The sequence below is a fragment of the Micromonospora sp. LOL_013 genome (genome assembly GCF_048060315.1).
GTDB lineage: Bacteria > Actinomycetota > Actinomycetes > Mycobacteriales > Micromonosporaceae > Micromonospora_E.
The window spans coordinates 68437-87131 of the sequence record NZ_JBHMIQ010000021.1 but is presented as its reverse complement, the minus strand read 5'-3'; the positions used below and the strand labels follow the sequence as shown (position 1 = coordinate 87131).

17 protein-coding genes and 2 pseudogenes are annotated in these 18695 nt (G+C 72.0%); 10 read left to right on the top strand and 9 right to left on the bottom strand.

The window, feature by feature from the left end; translation table 11 throughout:
• Positions 1–28 precede the first annotated feature (28 nt).
• Positions 29–1096, top strand: coding sequence for an NAD-dependent epimerase/dehydratase family protein (locus ACFHWS_RS15915; protein WP_416556259.1), 1068 nt, complete (start codon positions 29–31; stop codon positions 1094–1096).
• Complete coding sequence (locus ACFHWS_RS15910) at positions 1093–1956, top strand: lysophospholipid acyltransferase family protein (protein WP_416556258.1); 864 nt, start codon at positions 1093–1095, stop codon at positions 1954–1956. Before ACFHWS_RS15915 ends, ACFHWS_RS15910 begins: the two co-directional genes overlap by 4 nt.
• A 5-nt stretch (positions 1957–1961) precedes the next feature.
• Here ACFHWS_RS15910 and ACFHWS_RS15905 read toward each other — a convergent pair whose 3' ends face one another.
• From ACFHWS_RS15905 to ACFHWS_RS15885, 5 genes and pseudogenes are all read right to left on the bottom strand, one after another.
• Complete coding sequence (locus tag ACFHWS_RS15905; protein ID WP_416556257.1) at positions 1962–3131, bottom strand: hypothetical protein; 1170 nt, start codon at positions 3129–3131, stop codon at positions 1962–1964.
• A gap of 87 nt (positions 3132–3218) precedes the next feature.
• Positions 3219–4094: an HAD family hydrolase gene (locus ACFHWS_RS15900; RefSeq protein ID WP_416556256.1), complete on the bottom strand. Its 876-nt coding sequence runs from the start codon at positions 4092–4094 to the stop codon at positions 3219–3221.
• Between the two features lie 315 nt (positions 4095–4409).
• Positions 4410–5294: pseudogene (locus tag ACFHWS_RS15895) on the bottom strand (DUF5667 domain-containing protein); the annotation flags it as partial.
• Between the two features lie 243 nt (positions 5295–5537).
• A complete protein-coding gene (locus ACFHWS_RS15890) occupies positions 5538–6476 on the bottom strand; it encodes an ECF subfamily RNA polymerase sigma factor, BldN family (RefSeq protein ID WP_416556255.1) in 939 nt (312 codons plus the stop codon).
• Positions 6473–6604 (bottom strand): hypothetical protein, encoded by a 132-nt coding sequence (locus ACFHWS_RS15885; protein ID WP_416568438.1) that lies wholly within the window; start codon positions 6602–6604, stop codon positions 6473–6475. The genes ACFHWS_RS15890 and ACFHWS_RS15885 overlap by 4 nt, the downstream gene beginning before the upstream one ends.
• Before the next feature lie 255 nt (positions 6605–6859).
• Here ACFHWS_RS15885 and ACFHWS_RS15880 point away from each other — a divergent pair, with 255 nt between their 5' ends.
• Positions 6860–7117, top strand: coding sequence for a glutaredoxin family protein (locus tag ACFHWS_RS15880; protein WP_416556253.1), 258 nt, complete (start codon positions 6860–6862; stop codon positions 7115–7117).
• 84 nt (positions 7118–7201) lie between these two features.
• A complete protein-coding gene (locus ACFHWS_RS15875; RefSeq protein WP_416556252.1) occupies positions 7202–7849 on the top strand; it encodes an HAD family hydrolase in 648 nt (215 codons plus the stop codon).
• Positions 7850–7854: 5 nt separating this feature from the next.
• Here ACFHWS_RS15875 and ACFHWS_RS15870 read toward each other — a convergent pair whose 3' ends face one another.
• Complete coding sequence (locus tag ACFHWS_RS15870) at positions 7855–8499, bottom strand: response regulator (RefSeq protein ID WP_416556286.1); 645 nt, start codon at positions 8497–8499, stop codon at positions 7855–7857.
• A gap of 24 nt (positions 8500–8523) precedes the next feature.
• Entirely contained in the window at positions 8524–9822 is a 1299-nt protein-coding gene (locus ACFHWS_RS15865) for a sensor histidine kinase (RefSeq protein ID WP_416556251.1), read from the bottom strand.
• A 338-nt stretch (positions 9823–10160) separates the two neighbouring features.
• Here ACFHWS_RS15865 and ACFHWS_RS15860 point away from each other — a divergent pair, with 338 nt between their 5' ends.
• From ACFHWS_RS15860 to hemB, 5 genes and pseudogenes are all read left to right on the top strand, one after another.
• The gene (locus ACFHWS_RS15860) at positions 10161–10997 is read left to right on the top strand and encodes a redox-sensing transcriptional repressor Rex (protein ID WP_416556250.1); all 837 of its coding nucleotides are present in this window, start codon (positions 10161–10163) and stop codon (positions 10995–10997) included.
• On the top strand, positions 10994–12313 hold the full coding sequence (locus ACFHWS_RS15855) for a glutamyl-tRNA reductase (RefSeq protein ID WP_416568437.1): 1320 nt from the start codon (positions 10994–10996) through the stop codon (positions 12311–12313). The genes ACFHWS_RS15860 and ACFHWS_RS15855 overlap by 4 nt, the downstream gene beginning before the upstream one ends.
• Positions 12310–13245 (top strand): annotated as a pseudogene (hemC, locus tag ACFHWS_RS15850) (hydroxymethylbilane synthase); the annotation flags it as partial. The gene ACFHWS_RS15855 and the pseudogene hemC, both read left to right, overlap by 4 nt.
• Before the next feature lie 92 nt (positions 13246–13337).
• A complete protein-coding gene (locus tag ACFHWS_RS15845) occupies positions 13338–14918 on the top strand; it encodes a uroporphyrinogen-III synthase (protein WP_416556248.1) in 1581 nt (526 codons plus the stop codon).
• Between the two features lie 75 nt (positions 14919–14993).
• Positions 14994–15965 carry a porphobilinogen synthase gene (hemB, locus tag ACFHWS_RS15840; RefSeq protein WP_416556247.1) on the top strand — a complete coding sequence of 324 codons (972 nt, stop codon included), beginning with the start codon at positions 14994–14996 and terminating at the stop codon, positions 15963–15965.
• A 36-nt stretch (positions 15966–16001) separates the two neighbouring features.
• Here hemB and ACFHWS_RS15835 read toward each other — a convergent pair whose 3' ends face one another.
• Complete coding sequence (locus tag ACFHWS_RS15835; RefSeq protein WP_416556246.1) at positions 16002–17024, bottom strand: GNAT family N-acetyltransferase; 1023 nt, start codon at positions 17022–17024, stop codon at positions 16002–16004.
• A 70-nt stretch (positions 17025–17094) separates the two neighbouring features.
• On the bottom strand, positions 17095–18375 hold the full coding sequence (locus ACFHWS_RS15830; RefSeq protein WP_416556245.1) for a lytic transglycosylase domain-containing protein: 1281 nt from the start codon (positions 18373–18375) through the stop codon (positions 17095–17097).
• 57 nt (positions 18376–18432) lie between these two features.
• On the opposite strand from ACFHWS_RS15830, the gene ACFHWS_RS15825 reads away from it, so the two are divergent.
• Positions 18433–18669 (top strand): FmdB family zinc ribbon protein, encoded by a 237-nt coding sequence (locus tag ACFHWS_RS15825; RefSeq protein WP_416556244.1) that lies wholly within the window; start codon positions 18433–18435, stop codon positions 18667–18669.
• The last annotated feature ends 26 nt before the right edge of the window (positions 18670–18695 follow it).

Here is an 18695-nt window from a genome sequence, read left to right as displayed (position 1 = left end):
GGTCACCCGCCGGCACTTGGAGGGCCCGATGGTGAGGTCCCCGACCGTGGTGGTAACCGGAACGAGTCGATTCATCGGTGCCCGGGTCGCCGGTCGACTAGCCGCCGACCCCCGGGTCGGCCGGGTCGTCGGGCTGGACACCGCCACACCGGTGCCGGACTTCGCAGATCTGTTGCGCGACGTCGACCAGGTCCGCGCCGACGCTGGTGCGGCCAGTGGCATCATCGCGGACCTCGATGCGTCTGCCGTCGTGCACCTGGCCGTGGTCAGTGGACCGGATCAGCAGTACGGCGGCCGCGCTGCGATGAAGGAACAGAACGTCATCGGCACCATGCAGCTGCTCGCCGCCTGCCAGCGGGCGTCTGGTCTGCGTAAGCTGGTGGTGCGTTCGTCGACGGCGGCGTACGGTGCCTCGTTCCGCGATCCGGCGGTCTTCACCGAGGACACCGAGCCCCGTGAGGTGCCGCGCGGCGGGTTCGCCCGCGACATCCTGGACATCGAGGCGTACGTGCGCGGCTTCCGCCGCCGCCGGCCCGACGTCACCGCCACCGTGTTACGGTTCGCCCCGTTCATCGGCTCGACCGCCGAGACCAGTCTGACCCGCTACTTCGCCCAGCCGCTGGTGCCGACCGTCTTCGGACGGGACCCCCGGCTGCAGTTCGTGCACGTCGACGACGCGCTCGAGGTGCTACACCGGGCCGTGGTGGAAGACCGTCCGGGCACGTTCAACGTCGCCGGTCCGGGCGTACTCACCCTCTCCCAGGCGATCCGGCGGGCCGGCCGGGTCGCCGTACCGGTGCTGGAGCCGGGGCTGTCCGGCGCTGCTGGCGTCACCCGGGCCTTCGGCGTAGGGCGCTACGGGTTCGACCAAATCGACCTGTTCGTCCACGGCCGGGTGGTCGACACCTCCCGGTTGATCCGCGAGTTCGGGTTCGAGCCGCGGTCGACGCAGGCCGCCTTCGACGATTTCCTGCGCGCCCACCCGGACGGAACGCTGCTCGCCGGTGACCGGCTGGCCGCCGCCGAACAGGCGATCCTGGCCGGCATCCGCCGGGCCCGCGCCGCCCGTGTCGGCGATCAGCGGAAACTGGCATGACCGTGCCGGACCGACCCGGCGACGTCTGGGATCAACGGGTGGCCGCCAGCCTGGCGTTCCTGCGCCGCCGGTTGGCCGGCGAGTACGAGGTGGACGAGTTCGGCTTTGATCCCGAGCTCACCGAAAGCGTGTTCCTGCCGGTGCTGCGGGCGCTCTACCGCGAGTGGTTCCGCACCGAGGTGTCCGGGATCGAACACCTGCCGGTGGACGGTGCCGGGCTCGTGGTCGGCAACCACTCCGGCACGGTCGCGCTGGATGCGGCCGTGCTCACCGCGATCCTGCACGACGAGCATCCGCAGCATCGGCACCTGCGGCTGCTCAGCGCCGACCTGGTCTTCCGGCTGCCGTTCCTGTCCGAACTGACCCGCAAGTTCGGCGGCACGGTGGCCTGCAACCCGGACGCCGAGCGGTTGCTCGGTGGTGGGGAACTGGTCGGGGTCTTCCCGGAGGGCTTCAAGGGAGTCGGAAAGCCGTACTCGCAGCGTTACAAGCTGCAACGGTTCGGTCGGGGTGGGTTCGTCTCGGCGGCCATCCGGACCGGATCGCCGATCGTTCCGGTGGCGATCGTCGGCGCCGAGGAGACCTATCCGATGCTGGCGAACATCGCCCCGCTCGCCCGGATTCTCGGCCTGCCGTACTTCCCGGTGACGCCGACCTTTCCGTGGCTGGGGCCGCTTGGCCTGGTGCCGTTGCCGAGCAAATGGCTGATCGAGTTCTGCCCGCCGATCCCGACCACCCAGTTCGCCGACCACGCCGATGACCCGTTGGTCGTGTTCAACCTGGCTGATCAGGTGCGGGAGACGATCCAGCAGGCCCTGCACCGGCTGCTGGATCGTCGGCCGGACCCGTTCGGCCGCTGAGCCGGTCAGTCCGTCAAGCTTCGCAGATCCAGCACCTGCCAGGAGGCGGCGCTGTCGTCGCCGACCGACCACCACAGCATACCGCCACGGCAGAGCACCATGCCCACGTCGTCGCTCACCACGATCGCCTCGTCGAGCTGCAGATCGTAAATGATCAACTGCTGCGAGTTGGTCAGTGAGGTGGGTGCCGACGACAGCGACAGCACCTCGAACCGGTCCAGCACGGCGACGTCGATTGTGCTTGCGGTCACCGAGCCGTCGCCGATGCGCCGACGGTCCGTACCGTCCGGGCGCATCAGGTCGATCCGGCCTGGGCCGTCCGCCGCCAGCACCAGCACCCGGCACCAGGTGGGACCGCAGGTGACCAGCTCGGTCGGGCCGGCGGGGACGTCGGTGATCCGGCGTTGCACGAGGTCACGGATCCGGATCGGGCCGGTCCCGCCGCTGCCAGCGCTGACCATCGTCGGCCACCTGGACAACGCCCAGGCACCCGGATCGGTGCGTACGGTCACCTCGCCGCCGGCCAGCGGGACCGATCGCAGTTCGGTCGCCGGTTCGGTCCCGGGCGCCACGGCGACCCAGTACAGACTGCCTTCGTTGATCACCATGTCGTACTGGGAGTTGAAGAAGACCACGTCGCCGGTGTCGGTAGTGAGCCGGCGTGGCTCGGCGTCGTCGGCCCAGCCGGCGGCCCACATCTCGGTCCGCCCGCGGCCGTCCTCGTCCGCGACCGACTCGGACCAGGCCAACGTGTCCCCGTTGGTGGTGAACCCACCGAACTGCGGGGTAGCGCCGAGCGGGAGCCGGCGCAGTTCCCGGACCGATCCGTCGGCGGCCCGCACGACCAGCCGCAGCGCGGTGCCGTCCGGGCTCGGCGCGGTGCCGACCGAGGTGGCGCCGTCGAGGAACAGCACCGGGCTGTACGCCGGCCCGTCGGTGAGGTTGGCGGGTACCTCGGTGATCTCAACCGCCGGCCAGACCTCGGCGACGGTACGCAGCCGGTCCGGCTCGTCCGCGCTGGTCGTCGGGCCGGCCTGCGGCAACACGACCAGCAGGACCGCAGCTGCCAGCGCCCCGGCCAGCCCGGCCAGATGCCACGGACGGTGGTGGCGGTGCCGACCCGGCGGGTGGCTGGGTGCCCCGGTCGACTCGACCGGGCGTGCGGTGACCGTCACACCGATGCCTTCCTGATCCGATGCCGGCGTCGCCGGCCGGGGTGGGCCGGATGCCCGGCCCGAATGAGCCGGATGTCTCTGTCCTGGTCAGCCTGTTGCCCGGCGGCGGCGGATGGCCAGGCCGGCCGTCACCGCGCCGGCCAGGAAACCGGCGGCGACCGTCGACGGTACCGCGATCCGCGCCGCCTTGCGACCGGTCCGGAAGTCCCGGACCTGCCAGCCCCGCTCCCGTGCCTGGCGGCGCAGCGCGGTGTCCGGGTTGACCGCGACCGGGTGTCCGACGGCGGTGAGCATCGGCAGGTCGTTGGCGGAGTCGCTGTACGCGCTGCAGCGGGCGAGCTCGAGCCCTTCGACTGCGGCGAGCTGCACGATCGCCTCGGCCTTGGCCGGGCCGTGCATCAGTTCGCCAGCCAGCCGACCGGTGTACGTTCCGTCGACGACCTCGGCGACGGTACCGAGCGCACCGGTCAACCCGAGACGCTGGGCGATTACCCGGCCGACCTCGACCGGAGTTGCGCTGACCAGCCACACCCGTTGCCCGGCGTCGAGGTGCACCTGCGCCAGGGCCCGGCTGCCGGGCCAGATCCGCGACGTTATCAACTCGTCGAAGATCTCCTCGGTGAGGCGTTCCACGTCGCTGACCCGCCAACCGGCGACGAACGCCAGGGCCGCTTCCCGGGCGTGCGACATGTCCCCGGCGTGTTCCGCGGCGAGCAGCCGGAACCGCGCCTGCCGCCAGGCGAACTGGGCGAGGTCGGCGGTGGTGAAGTAGTTGCGGGCGGCCAGGCCGCGCGCCAGCCAGTAGATTGACGCACCGCGCAGCATGGTGTTGTCGACGTCGAAGAAGGCCGCTGCCCGTTGGTCAGCGGCCACCGGTGTCGCGGCTGCCAGCCCGATGGTCGCCCAACCCGTGGTGTGACCGGCAGCGTCCGTACTGATGGTCACCTTGCGGGTGCGGGGCACGCCGGCATCACTCTCCCGTCGGGCGGCGCCACCGGCCCGGTCAGGTCACCGGTCAGCGGCCGGGTTGTCCTTGACCGCCGGGCGCGGGCCTGGCAGATCCGTCTCGGTGGCCTCGCCGACCTGTGGCTCGGCGAGGCTCGGCTGCTGCGGACTGGTCGACGGCCGGTCGTCGACCTCCGGGTCGATCGACGAGTCGGCACCTGCGGCGGGGGCGGGTGCTACGTCAGCGCGACCCTGGTCGCCCGACGACTCGCCGACGGGCGGCCCGACCAGGCCGCCCGGGACACGAATGCTACCGGCCGGCTCGGCCGATACGCAGCTGGTCGGCAGCGGGCCGAGTTCGTCGCTGGCGCTGGTCGCCGGAGCCGAGCAGGTCAGCTCGTCGCGCAATGCCGTGGTCCGGGCCCGGACCCGGTCGAGGAGGGTGAGTGATTCGCCGACCCGGTCCCGGTTCGCCGCCGACCCGTCGGCGAGTTGCCGCAACATGGGACGCTGCGTGGACACGAAAGAGTCGATCACGTCCAGTGGGCTCTCGTCACCGCCGACAGCGGCGGCGGAGGTGAGCAGCCGGACGCCTTCCCGGGTCTGGCCGTCCATGTCGTCCAGCACTGCGCTGAACGCGGTGGGCTCGTCGTACACGATGAGCGCTTCGCCCATCCGTACTTCTGCGAAGCTGAGGAACAGTTGTCCGCGGGAGGAGTCGGACTGGACCAGAGCGAGCTGGGCCCGTTCGGTGGACCGCTTCATCCCGTACAGGGTGTCGCCCGGCACCGCCTGCTCGGTGGCGGCGGACATGCCGGAGACGGTGATCGCCCCGAACGCGACGGTGGCGATGATGACCGCGCGGGTCCGGGCCCGGCCGGCGGTCGTCGCCGCGCGGGCCCCCGCCGCCCGACCGGCGAACCAGCGGGACCGGGGCCGTTCGGGCAGGCGGCCGTACGGAGCCGTCGGCGCGCCGGCGCCGATGCCTTCGCGCTCGGCGGTGGCGATCAGCACGGCGCGCAGGTGTGCCCGGTAGTCCGGGTCCACGCCGCTGTCCGGTGATTTCGGCATTTCGGACATTCGGCGCCCGAGTGCCGTGAGCCCGGCCAGCTCGTCGTCCAGCGGATCGCGGACCTGGTGCCGCCCTCCGCCCTCGGCGCGGTCGAGAAGTTGTGCGAATCGTTCGGCGCGTCGGCGGAAGAGATAGAGCTTGCTCATCGCGGACACCTCCCTTCGCGGGTCACGGCTTCAGTGGCGGGTGTCGCCACTATCCGGTGCGACCACGGCCAGGGTCGCTGGGGAGGTGACCCGTTGCGGGTCCTGGCACGCTGCCTGATGGCTGGCGAGGTGCTGGCATCATCGGTCGCAACCCAAGAAACGCCTGAGCGGTCAGTTGGGTTACGGGCCGGTGGCGAGATTCATCACTACGCGTGACCGCAGTTGCTTTCTGTGCTGGCTTAGTCACGGTTGGAAACCGTCGGGCAGGAGTCGGGCCAGCGCCCGTACCGCCCGGTACTGCAGGGCCTTGATCGCCCCCTCGTTCTTGCCCATCGCCCGGGCGGTCTCGGCGACCGAGAAGCCTTGCAGGAAACGGAGAACGATGCACTCCTGCTGCTCCGGGTTGAGCTGCTTGACGGCGGTCAGTAGGGCGACGTTGGTGATGTGGTCGACGACCGCTGCCTCGGGGCTTCCCTCCGGGCCGCGATCCTCGCGTTCCGCATCCATCACGTCACCCGTAGTAACTTCTAGTCGGTACCGTCCCGACTTGAAGTGGTCCGCGACCAGGTTGCGGGCGATGGTCACCAGCCAGGCCCCGAGGTCCCGGCCCTGCCAGGTGAAGCTGCCGATCCGCTTCAGGGCGCGCAGGAAGGTATCCGATGTGAGATCCTCGGCGAGTTGCCGGTTGCCCACCCGGAAGTAGACAAATCGGAATACGGTGTCCACGTACCGGTCGTAGATCAGACCGAACGCCTCGGTCTCGCCAGCCTGGGCCCGTTCCACCAGCGCCCAGACCTCGCGGGCGGGATCGGACGGGTCCGGCCGGTCCGGATAGCCGCCTGGTGGTGCGCCGGACCGACTGCCCTGGTCGGGGATGACCGGCAGAACGGTGGTCTCCGCCTCGTTGCCGTCCGGCTGGGTCGGCATGGTCGGCCGGGCCGGGGCGGCCACCGCGCCACCCATCGGCTTGCTGTTGGCGCCGGGCTGACGTCGGCTCGGCCCCTCGTTGGGCTGGGTGCGTGGCCTGGTACCTCGGGTGTCGCCGTCGCCGCGCATCGTGATGCTGAGCATCTCGTGCATCGACGCACGTAGCAGCGACAACCCCTCGCCGAGGGCGATCCGGGCGGCAGCTACCTCGCGGCTGGCCGACGGGAGAACGATCTGCGGGGAGTAGACACTCATTGGGCGTCCTCCGTTCGTGCCTGCGGCGACCCGGCGTGTTGCCGGGCCCGGGCACCTGGGTCGGTGAGCTGGGTGCTGGTACCGGCGCTGATGCCGGCGCAGACCGGCGGGTCGGTGGTGAGCCTCATGGACCGGCGAACCCTCCTGAGGTGCTGGTGCGGTGCGACAACGGGCACGGCGGCCTCCTCGGGCTGAGGGGTGGCGACTCACGGCAAAACGGGTGAGTCGACCCAAGGCGATGATAGGGCCAACGTCACCCACGCGTGTGGAGTCCGTTACACAACGACGAAGTATTTCCGCAGGGCGGCGTGCCCATGTCGCACTGGCTGTCCGCTGTCGGTTACCCGACGCTTTGCTTGTCGGGAAGCGGTAAGCTCCCCGGCGTGTCGCGCCGCCAGCCCAGAATCACCTTGATCACCCGCCCCGGCTGCCACCTCTGCGACGACGCCCGTGCGGCGATCGCCCGGGTGGCGGGGCAGACCGGCGACGAATGGGTTGAGCAGGACGTCACCGCTGACATCGAGCTGGAGCGCGACTACGGCGAACGGCTCCCGGTGGTGCTGCTCGACGGCCGGGAACACGGGTACTGGCGGGTCGAGGAGCAGCGGCTGCTCGACGATCTGCGCCGACCGGTCGGCTGACCGGGTGACCGGTCGAGTGGCCTGCGGCCGATCGGTCGGCTGACCTGCTGGTCCGGTGACGCCAATGGCCGGTATCGTGCCGCCGTGGCCCCGCTTGACACCCATCTGGTCTGGGACTGGAACGGCACCCTGCTCAACGACCTGGCGCTGGTCGTCACCTCGACCAACCACGCGATCGCCACCGTCGACGGCCCGGTGCTCACCCCCGAGCAGCACCGGGTGGCCTTCCGTCGGCCGGTCGCGGACTACTACGCAGACGTTCTCGGCCGGGCGGTCGACGCCGAGGAGTTCGGCCGGCTGGACCAGATCTTCCACGCCGCGTACCGGGCCGGTCTGACCACCTGCGGACTCGCCGAGGACGCCGAACGGGCGCTGCTCAGCTGGTCGGGCAGCCAGTCGCTGCTCTCGATGTGGTTCCACGACGAGCTGGTCCCGTTGGTCGACACGTACGGCCTGACCCGGACCTTTCGCCGCATCGACGGGCTGCGGACAGCGGTCGGCGGCGACCGCAAGGCCGGTCACCTCGACCGGCACCTGACCGCGCTGGGTGTGGACCCGGCCCGGACCGTACTGATCGGCGACTCGATCGACGATGCGGACGCCGCCGAGGCGGTCGGTGCAGGTTGCATCCTGTACACCGGCGGCTTTACCGACCCGGACCGGCTCCGGGCCCGTGGCGTGCCGGTCGCGGAGTCCCTCACCGAGGCGGTACGGCTGGCGGCCGATCACTGATCCGGTCAGCCTCGTAGGTAGGTCAGTGCGGCGAGCACCCGCCGGTGCTGTTCGGTGTCCGGCGCCAGCTGGAGTTTGTTGAAGATGTTGTGGATGTGCTTCTCGACGGCCCCGTCGGTGACCACCAGCAGCCGGGCGATGGCGGTGTTCGACCGCCCCTCGGCCATCAGCCCGAGCACCTCCCGTTCCCGCGGGGTGAGCTGGCGCAGCGGGTCGTCGCGGCGGCGCCGGACCAGCAGCTGACCGACCACCTCCGGGTCGAGCACCGTGCCGCCGGCGGCCACCCGGGCGAGGGCGTCGAGGAATTCGGCGATCGCGGCGACCCGGTCCTTGAGCAGGTAGCCGACGGCGCCGGCGCGGTCGGCGAGCAGATCGTCGGCGTACGACACCTCGACGTACTGGGACAGCACCAGCACCGGCGCCCCCGGGACCAGTTCGCGGATCCGCACCGCCGCCCGTAGCCCTTCGTCGGTGTGCGTCGGCGGCATGCGTACGTCGACGATCGAGACGTCCGGACGGTGTTCGGTGACCGCCTCGACCAGGGCCGGGCCGTCGCCGACCGCGGCCGCCACTCGGTGGCCGTGCTCGCTCAGCAGCCGGACCAGGCCCTCTCGCAGCAGTACGGCGTCGTCGGCGATCACCACTCGCATGGGTGCCATGTCTACCATCGCGGTTCAGCCGGGCAGCTCGGCGCGGATCTCGGTAGGCCCGCCCGGCGGGCTGTGCACCGCGAGAGTGCCGCCGTGCGCCCGTACCCGGTCGGCGAGTCCGACCAGTCCGTGCCCCTTGGCGAGGTGGGCACCGCCGGTCCCGTCGTCGGCCACCACGATCGTCAACCCGCCGTCGTGGCGGTGTACCCCGACACTGCAGGCGGCCGCCCCGCTGTGCTTGGCGACGTTGGTCAGCGCCTCGGCCACCACGAAGTAGGCGCTGCTCTCCACCGCCGGGTCGGGTCGCGTCGCGGCCGTGCCGAGCCGGGGGTCGACCGACAGGTCTACCGGTATCACGCCGCGTCCGGCCAGGGCGGCGAGCGCGCTGGGCAGCCCTCGGTCGACCAGGATCGGCGGTGCGATGCCACGGGACAGGGCACGTAGCTCGGCCAGTGTCTCCCGGGTCTGGTCCAGCGCCTCGTCCAGGGTACGCCGGGCGGCGTCCGGGTCAGCTGCCAACTGCTCGCGGGCCCGCCCCAGGTCCATGGCGAGCCGGACGAGTCGCTGCTGCGGCCCGTCGTGGATGTCGCGTTCCAGCCGGCGCAGCGCGGTGGCCTCCGCGCTGACCGCGGCCTGCCGCTGCTCCTCCAGGTCGGTGATCCGGTCGCGCATCTGGGCCACCCCGGTGAGCAGACCGCGGGCGAAGCCGGCCTGCAGCAACGCACAACCGCGTACCACGATCGGCAGGGTGACCAGGAAGAACAGTCCGATGGCGGTGTACAACGCGACCCGGGTGCCCGGTGCGTCGCCGAGGCCGAGCAGCGGCGCCAGGCCGTCGTCCGGGTCGGCGGGCAGCAACCAGTCGTACGTCCAGTAGAGCGAGCCGGCCAGTGCCCCGGCCCACCAGGTGACGGTGACCGGCACGGCGATCAGGGCCACCGGCAGGCGCAGCACGCCGAAAGTCAGGTCAAGCCAGGACTGGGGGTCGGTGATCGGGGCCAGGACCCGTCGCCAGGTGCCCGCGTCCGGTCCCGGCGTCACGTATCGCGGCTGCACCTGGGCGGTGGCCAGGACCCCCGCCATCCGGTGCCGTTCGAGTTGGGCGAACCCGCGGACGGTGGCCAGCGTGCCGCTTAGCACCGGCAGGCCGACGACGGTGACCACCAGACCGACGCCGAGCGCGAAACCGACGACGCCGACGACGAAGTTCGCCAGCGCGAGCGGCAGGCTGGTGAGTACGTAGAGGGAGTCGCTGGCCAGCCGGCGCAACGTCGTCGGCCGGCTGGCCGGTGCGAGGGCGGGCGGAATGCCGACTGCGGTCATGGCAGTGACGCTAGGTGCGAGGTGGCGGGCTGGTCACTCCTGCCGGCCCGCCGATCGCGGTGGGGTTGTCCCCCCGGTCGGAGCGGCGCGCGGCAAAAAGCCGGAAATTGGTAATAATGGTGCTGCTGTCGCCGGATGGAACCGGTGTGGCGGGTAGCGTGGATCCAGCGGTTCGTCTATCACCGTCGATCAAGATCGCGATTTGTGCACGCGTTCACAAGCGCCTACGCTGTAATCCTGACGAGCCCCGATAGCACAACAGGTGGCGGCGGTTGCCACAGGGGCACCGGACTGACCGGCCGGGCCGGCGGGTCAATGATCGCATCGCACGGAGACACATGAGTCAGCACCGCCAGCCAGGCGCGTCCGGCCGGGTCGACGCCGTTCCGGCGCTGCCGGACCTCCCTGAGGCGACGGTCGCGCGACTCCCGGAGTATCTCCGTGCCCTGCACACTCTCGCCGACGCCGGTCACGAGACCGTTTCCAGCGAAGGGCTGGCCAGCGCGGCCGGGGTCAACTCCGCCAAGCTGCGCAAGGACCTGTCTCAACTCGGCTCGTACGGTACCCGTGGCGTCGGCTACGACATCGCGTTGCTGATCGAGCAGATCGAGTACGTGCTCGGGCTCACCCATCGGCGGGCCGTCGCGCTCGTCGGGGTCGGCAACCTCGGCCACGCGCTGGCCGGCTACGCCGGCTTCGCCAGCCGGGGGTTCCGCATCGCCGCGCTCTTCGACGCCGACACCGACCGGGTCGGTGAACAGATCAACGGACTGGTGGTCCGGCACATCGACGACCTGCCGGCGGTGGCCGCCGAGGAGTCGATCGCCATCGGGGTGATCGCCACCCCGGCCGCCGCCGCGCAGCAGGTCGCCGACCAGTTGGTGGCCGCCGGAGTCACCAGCATCCTCAACTTCGCACCGTGCGTACTGGTGGTGCCCGCCGGAGTAGACGTGCGTAAGGTCGACCTGGCGATCGAGTTGCAGATCCTCTCCTTCCACGAGCACCGCAAGTCGGCCTCCGGTCACGACCACGGCGTGCCGGGGCTGACGGCGCTGCCGGGTGGCCTGGGCGGCGGGCCCGCCGCCGCGGCATCCTTCGACGCCGCAGCGGCCAGCTTCGACGCGTCCGGTGCCAGCTTCGACGCGTCCGGCCCGGCGGAGGCGGTCGGCTCATGAACCTTCTCGTCGTCGGCGCGTCCTACCGGACCACGCCGGTCGCCACCCTGGAGCGGTTGGCCGTCGCCCCCACCGACGTGCCCGAGACGCTGCGCCGGCTGCTCGCCCAGCCGTACGTCGACGCCGCCGTCGTGCTCTCCACCTGTAACCGGGTGGAGGTGTACGCGGCGGTCACCGGCTTCCACGGCGGTCTCGCCGACATCTGCGGCGTGCTGGGCGAGCGGGTCGGCAGCGCCCCCGGCGAACTGGCCGACCACCTGTACGTGCACTACGGCCAGGCCGCCGTCGAACACGCGTTCCGGGTGGCGGCCGGGCTCGACTCGATGGTGGTCGGCGAGGCGCAGATCCTCGGCCAGTTGCGCGACGCCTACCACGTCGCCAACGAGGCCGACGCCACCGGCCGGCTGCTGCACGAGCTCATGCAGCAGGCGCTGCGGGTCGGCAAGCGGGCACACGCCGAGACCGGGATCGACCGGGCCGGGCAGAGCGTGGTCAGCGCGGCCCTGCGGGTCGGCGGCGACCTGCTGCCCGGTGGGCTGCCCGGCCGGCCGGTGCTGGTTCTCGGCGCGGGCGCAATGGGCGCCCTGGCGGTCGCCACCCTGGCCCGGCTGGGAGTCGAGTCGATCCGGGTGGTCAACCGCCGGGACGACCGGGCGGTCCGGCTGGCCGGTGCTTACGGTGCCACTGCGGTGCCGTACGACCAGTTGCCGGCCGCGCTCAGCCAGGTCGACCTGGTGATCAGCGCCACCGCCTCGGCCGAGCCGGTACTCACTCGCGACGCCGTCACCGGGGTCCTGGCTGCCCGCCCGGCCGACCGGACCGGCCCGCTGGTCCTGCTCGACCTCGCAGTGCCCCGGGACGTGGAGCCGGCCGCCGCGGCGCTGCCCGGCGTCGCGGTGATCGACATCGACGGCCTGGCCGGCGCACTCACCGACGCGCCCGCCGCGACCGACACGGCGGCCGTCACCCGGATCGTCGACACCGAGGTGGAGTCCTTCCTCAGCTGGATGCGCGGCGCGGACGTGGCACCCACCGTGGCCGCGCTACGCGGCCGGGCCGACGACGTGGTCGGCGCCGAGCTGCGCCGACTCGCGCAGCGTCGGCCGGACCTCACCGACGACCAGCGCGCCGAGGTCGCGCACACCGTGCACCGGGTGGTCCAGCGGCTGCTGCACTCGCCGACCGTACGGGTGCGTCAGCTCGCCGCCGAGCCCGGTGGTGACCAGTACGCCGCGCTGCTGCGCCAACTGTTCGACCTGGAGGTGCCGGGCACCTCCGCCGCCGGCGACGTGCCGGACCTGGAGGCCGACCGATGAGTGTGTTGCGCCTGGGCACCCGGGGCAGCGCCCTGGCCACCGCCCAGTCCGGTCGGGTCGCCGCCGCACTGCGCGCCGCCACCGGCCGCGACGTCGAACTGGTGGAGATCGTCACCGCCGGGGACCGGTCCACCGCGCCGGTCGCCGCGCTCGGCGTCGGCGTGTTCGTTTCCGCGCTACGCGACGCGCTGCTGGCCAAGGAGATCGACTTCGCGGTCCACTCGTACAAGGACCTGCCCACCGCCGGTCAGGCGGAGCTGCTGGTCGCGGCGGTGCCGCCCCGGGAGGATCCGCGCGACGCGTTGATCAGCCGGGACGGCCGGATGCTCGCCGAACTCGCGCCGGGGGCCACCGTCGGCACCGGGGCACTGCGCCGGATCGCCCAGCTGAACGCCCTCGGGCGTCAGCTCGTGGTCACCCCGATCCGGGGCAACGTGGACACCCGGATCGGCCGGGTGCGCGGCCCGCAGCCCGATCTCGACGCGATCGTGCTGGCCCGGGCCGGCCTGGCCCGGCTCGGCCGGACCGCCGAGATCACCGAGACTCTCGACCCGATGCTGATGCTGCCGGCGCCCGCCCAGGGCGCCCTGGCCGTCGAATGCCGGGCCGACGACACCGACCTGGTCGAGCTGCTCGGCATGCTCGACCATGCACCGACCCGAGCCGCGGTCGCCGCGGAACGGTCGTTGCTCGCGACGCTGGAGGCCGGCTGCAGCGCACCGGTCGCGGCGTACGCGGAAGTCGCCGAGGGGGATGACGGCGACGAGATCTACCTGCGCGGGGCGGTGATCAGCCCGGACGGACTCCGGGAGATCAGACTGTCGCGCACCGGTCCCCCGGCCACCGCCGTCGAGATCGGCGCGGCACTCGCCGCCGAGCTGCTCGACGCCGGAGCCGACACGATCCTTCCGGGGGCCACGCCCGGCGGTCCGTCCAGGGCCGCGGATGGCGACGGCGCGGTGCCCCCAGCGACCTTCAGCGCCCAATCCGTCCGGCGCGACGACCCAGAACATGGGGAGCATAAATGACTCGCACCCGTAAGCTCGCCGGCCACATCGCGTTCGTGGGCGCCGGCCCCGGCGACCCGGGCCTGCTGACCCGCCGGGCGCACGACGCCCTGGTCGAGGCGGACCAGGTCGTCTACGACCGGGGTGTCCCGGAGACCCTGCTCGCTGCGGTCCGCGCCAGCGCCAAGGCGGACACCCAGCTCAGCCCGGCCGAGGGCGCGCCAGGCGACGTGGCCAAGGTGCTGATCTCCGCTGCCCGGTCCGGGCAGGCGGCGGTCCGGCTGGTCTGCGGCGACCCGTTCGGTCACCATGCGGTGGTGACCGAGGTACAGGCCGTCGCGCGTACCGCGGTGCCGTTCGAGGTGGTGCCCGGGGTCAGCCAGGCCGAAGGGGTGGCCGGCTACGCCGGGGTGCCGCTGCCCGGCATCCGTACGGTGGCCGATGTCGACGACACCGCCGGCCTCGACTTCGAGGCGCTCGCCGCGGCGGTCGGCCGGGGCTCGCTCGCCCTGGCGGTGGACGCAGGGGAGCTCGCCGCAGTCCGCGACGGACTGCTCGCCGCCGGCGTCGACGGTGCCACCTCGGTCGCGGTGACCGGGGACGGGACCGGCGAGACCCAGTACACCACCACCTCGACGGTGGACAGTTTCGTCGCCGCCGCGCTCGGCTTCACCGGCCGGGTGGTGCTCACCCTCGGTGCCGGGGTCGCCGAGCGGGACAAGCTGAGCTGGTGGGAGAACCGGCCACTGTACGGCTGGAAGGTGCTCGTGCCGCGGACCAAGGAGCAGGCCGGCGTGATGAGCGCCCAGCTGCGCGCCTACGGCGCCATCCCGTGCGAGGTGCCGACCATCGCGGTCGAGCCGCCGCGTACCCCGGCGCAGATGGAGCGGGCGGTCAAGGGCCTGGTCGACGGCCGGTACGCCTGGATCGTCTTCACCTCGGTCAACGCCGTACGGGCGGTGTGGGAGAAGTTCGCCGAGCATGGGCTGGACGCCCGGCACTTCGGCGGGGTCAAGATCGCCTGCATCGGGGAGGCGACCGCTGACGCGGTCCGCGCCTTCGGAATCCAGCCTGAGCTCGTGCCGGCCGGTGAGCAGTCCTCCGAAGGGCTGCTGGCCGAGTTCTCGCCGCACGACGAGATCCTCGACCCGGTCGGCCGGGTGCTGCTGCCCCGGGCGGACATCGCCACCGAGACCCTCGCCGCCGGGCTGACCGAGCGTGGCTGGGAGGTCGACGACGTCACCGCGTACCGAACGGTGCGGGCCGCGCCGCCGCCGGCCGAGATCCGCGACGCGATCAAGTCCGGCGGATTCGATGCGGTGCTGTTCACCTCCTCGTCCACCGTTCGCAACCTGGTCGGCATCGCCGGCAAGCCGCACGCCCGGACGGTGGTCGCGGTGATCGGCCCGAAGACCGCCGAGACCGCCACCGAGTTCGGCCTGCGGGTGGACGTGCAGCCGGCGCACGCGTCGGTGCCGGAGCTGGTCGAGGCGCTGGCCGGCTACGCGGTCGAGCTGCGGGAGAAGCTGGTGGCGATGCCGGCCAAGCAGCGGCGCGGCTCCAAGGTGCAGGGTCCGACGGCGCTGCGGTTCCGCTGAGCCGGTGGCCGCCGGCTGACCGCTGAGCCGGCGGCCACCGAGCCGGCGAACGCCTGAGCCAGGAGACGATGGGCGATGACGTATCCGCAGAGCCGGCCACGCCGGCTGCGCCGCACCGCCGCGGTGCGGCGGCTGGTCGAGGAGACCCGGCTGTCCCCGGCCGAGCTGGTGCTGCCGATGTTCGTCAAGGAAGGGCTCACCGGGCCGCGACCGATCCCGTCGCTGCCCGGTGTGGTCCAGCACAGCCGGGACTCGTTGCGCAAGGCCGCCGCCGAGGCGGCGGCGGCCGGGGTCGGCGGGATCATGCTGTTCGGCGTGCCGCAGCGCCGGGACGCGACCGGTTCCGCCGGTGTCGACCCGGCCGGGGTGCTGAACGTCGCCATCCGGGACGTGGTCGCCGAGGTCGGTGACGCTACCGTGGTGATGAGCGACCTCTGCCTCGACGAGTTCACCTCGCATGGGCACTGTGGCCTGCTCGCCGCCGATGGGACGGTGGACAACGACGCGACGCTCGCCGCGTACGCGCAGCTGGCGATCGCGCAGGCCGAAGCTGGCGCGGACATGCTCGGCCCGTCCGGGATGATGGACGGCCAGGTCGGGGTGGTGCGCCGGGCGTTGGACGCGGCCGGGTACACCGACACCGCACTGCTCGCGTACGCGGCGAAGTACGCCTCGGCGTTCTACGGGCCGTTCCGCGACGCGGTGGAGTCGGCACTGGTCGGTGACCGGCGGACCTACCAGCAGGATCCGGCGAATCTTCGGGAGTCGCTGCGCGAGGTCGAGCTGGACGTCGCCGAAGGTGCCGACCTGGTGATGGTCAAGCCGGCGCTGCCGTACCTGGACGTGATCGCGGCGGTCCGCCAGCGGGTGCACGTTCCGGTCGCCGCCTACCAGGTCTCCGGCGAGTACGCGATGGTCGAGGCGGCTGCCGCGAACGGCTGGATCGACCGGGACCGGGTGATCCTGGAAACGTTGACGTCGATCCGGCGGGCCGGCGCGCAGATCATCCTTACCTACTGGGCGACGGAGGTCGCGAACACCCTCTGACCGGGGCTGCCGGAGCCAGCCGCCGACCCGGGTCGTTCAGCTGCGCACGCCGAGCCGGTGCATCAGGGTCGGGATGTCGGCTCCGTAGTCCCACCAGTCCCGGTCGGGCTGGTAGCCGAGCTCGGCATTGATTGCGATCAGATCCTCGTCGCCCTCGGCGTTCCAGGTCTGCACCTCGGCCAGCCTCGGCTCGACGGTACGCAGCTCCAGCAGCATCCGGGCCTTGATCGCCCGGTCGATGCCGTGCCCCAGGTGGGCCTGGGCGACGATGGTGTCGTACTGGTCGGCCCGGGTCGGGTGCTGTGCTGGCACCACCACCTCGGTCAGCCCGGCCACCGCACCACTGGCCAGGTGCCGGGCCAGCACGATGTACGGCGTCATGCCGCGGCGACGCAGGCAGTCGAGGCTGTCCCGGAGCCGGTCCGGGTCGTAGGAGCTGGGCCGCAGATCCAGGTCGCCGTCCTCCGGTATGCTCTGCTCGGCCTTGGTCCGGGCGTACGCATCGACCAGAGCATCCGGCGGCCCGCCCGGATGGAACTCGATCTGGTACCCGGGGACCGGGTCCTGCGCCGTCTTCTCGATCGCGGTCCAGTCGACCGCCGGCAACCGGAGCACGCTGCGGATTTCCCGGAACTGGCGGGCGAACCCCAATGAATCGTAGAAATCGACGGCGCAGGTGCCCCCGATGACCTCGACGCCGACCGAGCTGAACCCCTCGTGGTAGGCGCGGCGTACGGCGAGCGCCAGCAGCTCCCGGCCCAGGCCGGTGCGCCGGGCGTCGGGCCGGACCAGGATCTCGAGCACCCCGATGTCGCCGAGGAGCAGCACGTTGACGTGCCCGTTGACCGGCCCTGGCCGGCCGTCGCCGGCGGCCTCCTCGGCCAGCCAGCAGATCCGTCGGACCCCGGGCATCGTTTCGGTCAGGTACTCCCGCAGGGAGTCTGGCCGCCAGTACGGATCGCCTGGCAGGTCAGCCTCGAATACCCGGTTGAGACAGTCCAGCAGAGATGAGATCTCGGCGGACGACGCGGTTCGGGGGTCCCACTCGCGTACCTTCACGCGTCTAGCTTGCCGCCAAGTCGCCGGTTGCGAAAGTGGCCGGGCCGGAAATTGTGGCTATCTGATTGCACTAAGTACGGCTACGTACGCCGTAGTCGTTGGCGGTGTCGAAGACTGCCTGGGCGTACGGCTGCACGTTGTTGTACGACAGGATCGCACTCCACCAATCAGAAGGTGTGGACAGATCGCGCCCGTTCCGGCACAAGTAGTTAGCAGCGGCGAGGCTGGCGTCATCGATATCCTGCGGATCGATGACACCGTCGTTGTCCGCGTCCACCGCGAATTCCGCCCAGGTGGTCGGGATGAACTGCATCGGGCCGACCGCACGGTCGTACACCGGGTCGTTGTCCAGCTCGCCGTTGTCGGTGTCGGTGATCCGCTGACGTCCGCCGGCACCGTCCAACGGCAGCCCGGTGATCGGCGGTACGGCGCGGCCGTCGGCGTCCAACCGTGACCCGTTCGCCCGGCCGTGGGTCGACTCGATCATGCCGATCGCGGCCAGCGTGGTCCACGACAGGCGGCAGTCCGGCGTGGTGGTGGCCAGCACCAACTCGGCGTAGCCGTACGCCTCCATCGCCACTACCGGAATGTCGACCCGGCTGGCTGTGCGGGTCGCCCAGGCGGCGAGGACCGTGGCCGGCCGGGTCGGGGCACCCGGGTTCAGCCCGCCGTCGAGCGGGGGAACCGCCGGTGGCTCGAGCAGGTCGGGGTCCGTGGTCTCGGGCAACTGCGGTACGGCGGTGGTGCCGAGCGCCGTGGGCGAGGCGGCCGGTTGCCGGTCGCCGGCGGCCGCTGGGACCAGCACCGCACCGGCGGCACCGCTGCCAGCGATCAGAGCGAGCAGGAGCAGCCCGGGCAGGGCCAGCCGCCCGGCCGGCCGGCGACTCCACGCGCCGGCCGCTCGGGCCGCCCGGCGGAGGCCACGCCGGACCGGTCGCAGCCGCGCCGGGTGCAGCCAGCCGATCCGGGTGCCGAACGGCGCGTCCTCTCGCCGGTGCCGGCCGACCACGGCAAGCGTGGTGGCCGGTGCCGGTGCCGGTGCCGGCCCGGGCAGATCGGTCGCCGGTCGCGCCTGCTCGTCTGCGCAGGCCCCGGTCGGCTGGGTGCCGCTGTCGGCGGTCGGCCGGGTGTCGTCGCCGCCCCCTGCGGTGGGTCCGGTATCGCCGGGTGGTCGGGGCTCGCTGGTCGGTCCGGTGTCGCTGCCTGGTCCGATATCGCCGGTCGACGCGGCGTCGGTCGACCGTACCGGGTCCGGGCCCGGGATGCTTTCCTGCCGCGGTGGCCGGGCAGCCGTCGGCACCGCCGGACGCAACCGATGTGGTGGTGGCGTGCCCGACCCGTCCTCGACCATGCCGTCGAGTATCACCCATCCGGCCGGAAGCGTCAGTTCCCGCCGTACCCTATCCACATGCCCCGGTACGAGTTCCGCTGTCGCGCGTGTGGCGACACCTTCGAGGTCAACCGTCCGATGACTCAGGCTGGCGATCCGGCGTCCTGCCCGCAGGGACATTCCGACTCGGTCAAACTGCTGTCCACCGTCGCGATCACCGGCCGTGGTGCCGGGACCTCCGGTGGAGTGCCGGTCATGCCGCCAGCCCCGGCCGGCGGCGGTGGCGGCTGCTGCGGTGGCGGGTGCGGATGCTAGTTGACCCACAGCGGTGACCGGTTCGC

Excerpts from the sequence above, each read along its gene's own strand:
- hemB (WP_416556247.1), top strand. The coding sequence starts at position 14,994 with ATGACGTATCCGCAGAGCCGGCCACGCCGGCTGCGCCGCACCGCCGCG.
- ACFHWS_RS15825 (WP_416556244.1), top strand. The coding sequence starts at position 18,433 with ATGCCCCGGTACGAGTTCCGCTGTCGCGCGTGTGGCGACACCTTCGAG.
- ACFHWS_RS15890 (WP_416556255.1), bottom strand. The coding sequence starts at position 6,476 with ATGAGTGTCTACTCCCCGCAGATCGTTCTCCCGTCGGCCAGCCGCGAG.
- ACFHWS_RS15865 (WP_416556251.1), bottom strand. The coding sequence starts at position 9,822 with ATGACCGCAGTCGGCATTCCGCCCGCCCTCGCACCGGCCAGCCGGCCG.
- ACFHWS_RS15855 (WP_416568437.1), top strand. The coding sequence starts at position 10,994 with ATGAACCTTCTCGTCGTCGGCGCGTCCTACCGGACCACGCCGGTCGCC.
- ACFHWS_RS15915 (WP_416556259.1), top strand. The coding sequence starts at position 29 with ATGGTGAGGTCCCCGACCGTGGTGGTAACCGGAACGAGTCGATTCATC.
- ACFHWS_RS15830 (WP_416556245.1), bottom strand. The coding sequence starts at position 18,375 with ATGGTCGAGGACGGGTCGGGCACGCCACCACCACATCGGTTGCGTCCG.
- ACFHWS_RS15885 (WP_416568438.1), bottom strand. The coding sequence starts at position 6,604 with ATGAGGCTCACCACCGACCCGCCGGTCTGCGCCGGCATCAGCGCCGGT.
- ACFHWS_RS15870 (WP_416556286.1), bottom strand. The coding sequence starts at position 8,499 with ATGCGAGTGGTGATCGCCGACGACGCCGTACTGCTGCGAGAGGGCCTG.
- ACFHWS_RS15860 (WP_416556250.1), top strand. The coding sequence starts at position 10,161 with ATGAGTCAGCACCGCCAGCCAGGCGCGTCCGGCCGGGTCGACGCCGTT.
- ACFHWS_RS15910 (WP_416556258.1), top strand. The coding sequence starts at position 1,093 with ATGACCGTGCCGGACCGACCCGGCGACGTCTGGGATCAACGGGTGGCC.
- ACFHWS_RS15845 (WP_416556248.1), top strand. The coding sequence starts at position 13,338 with ATGACTCGCACCCGTAAGCTCGCCGGCCACATCGCGTTCGTGGGCGCC.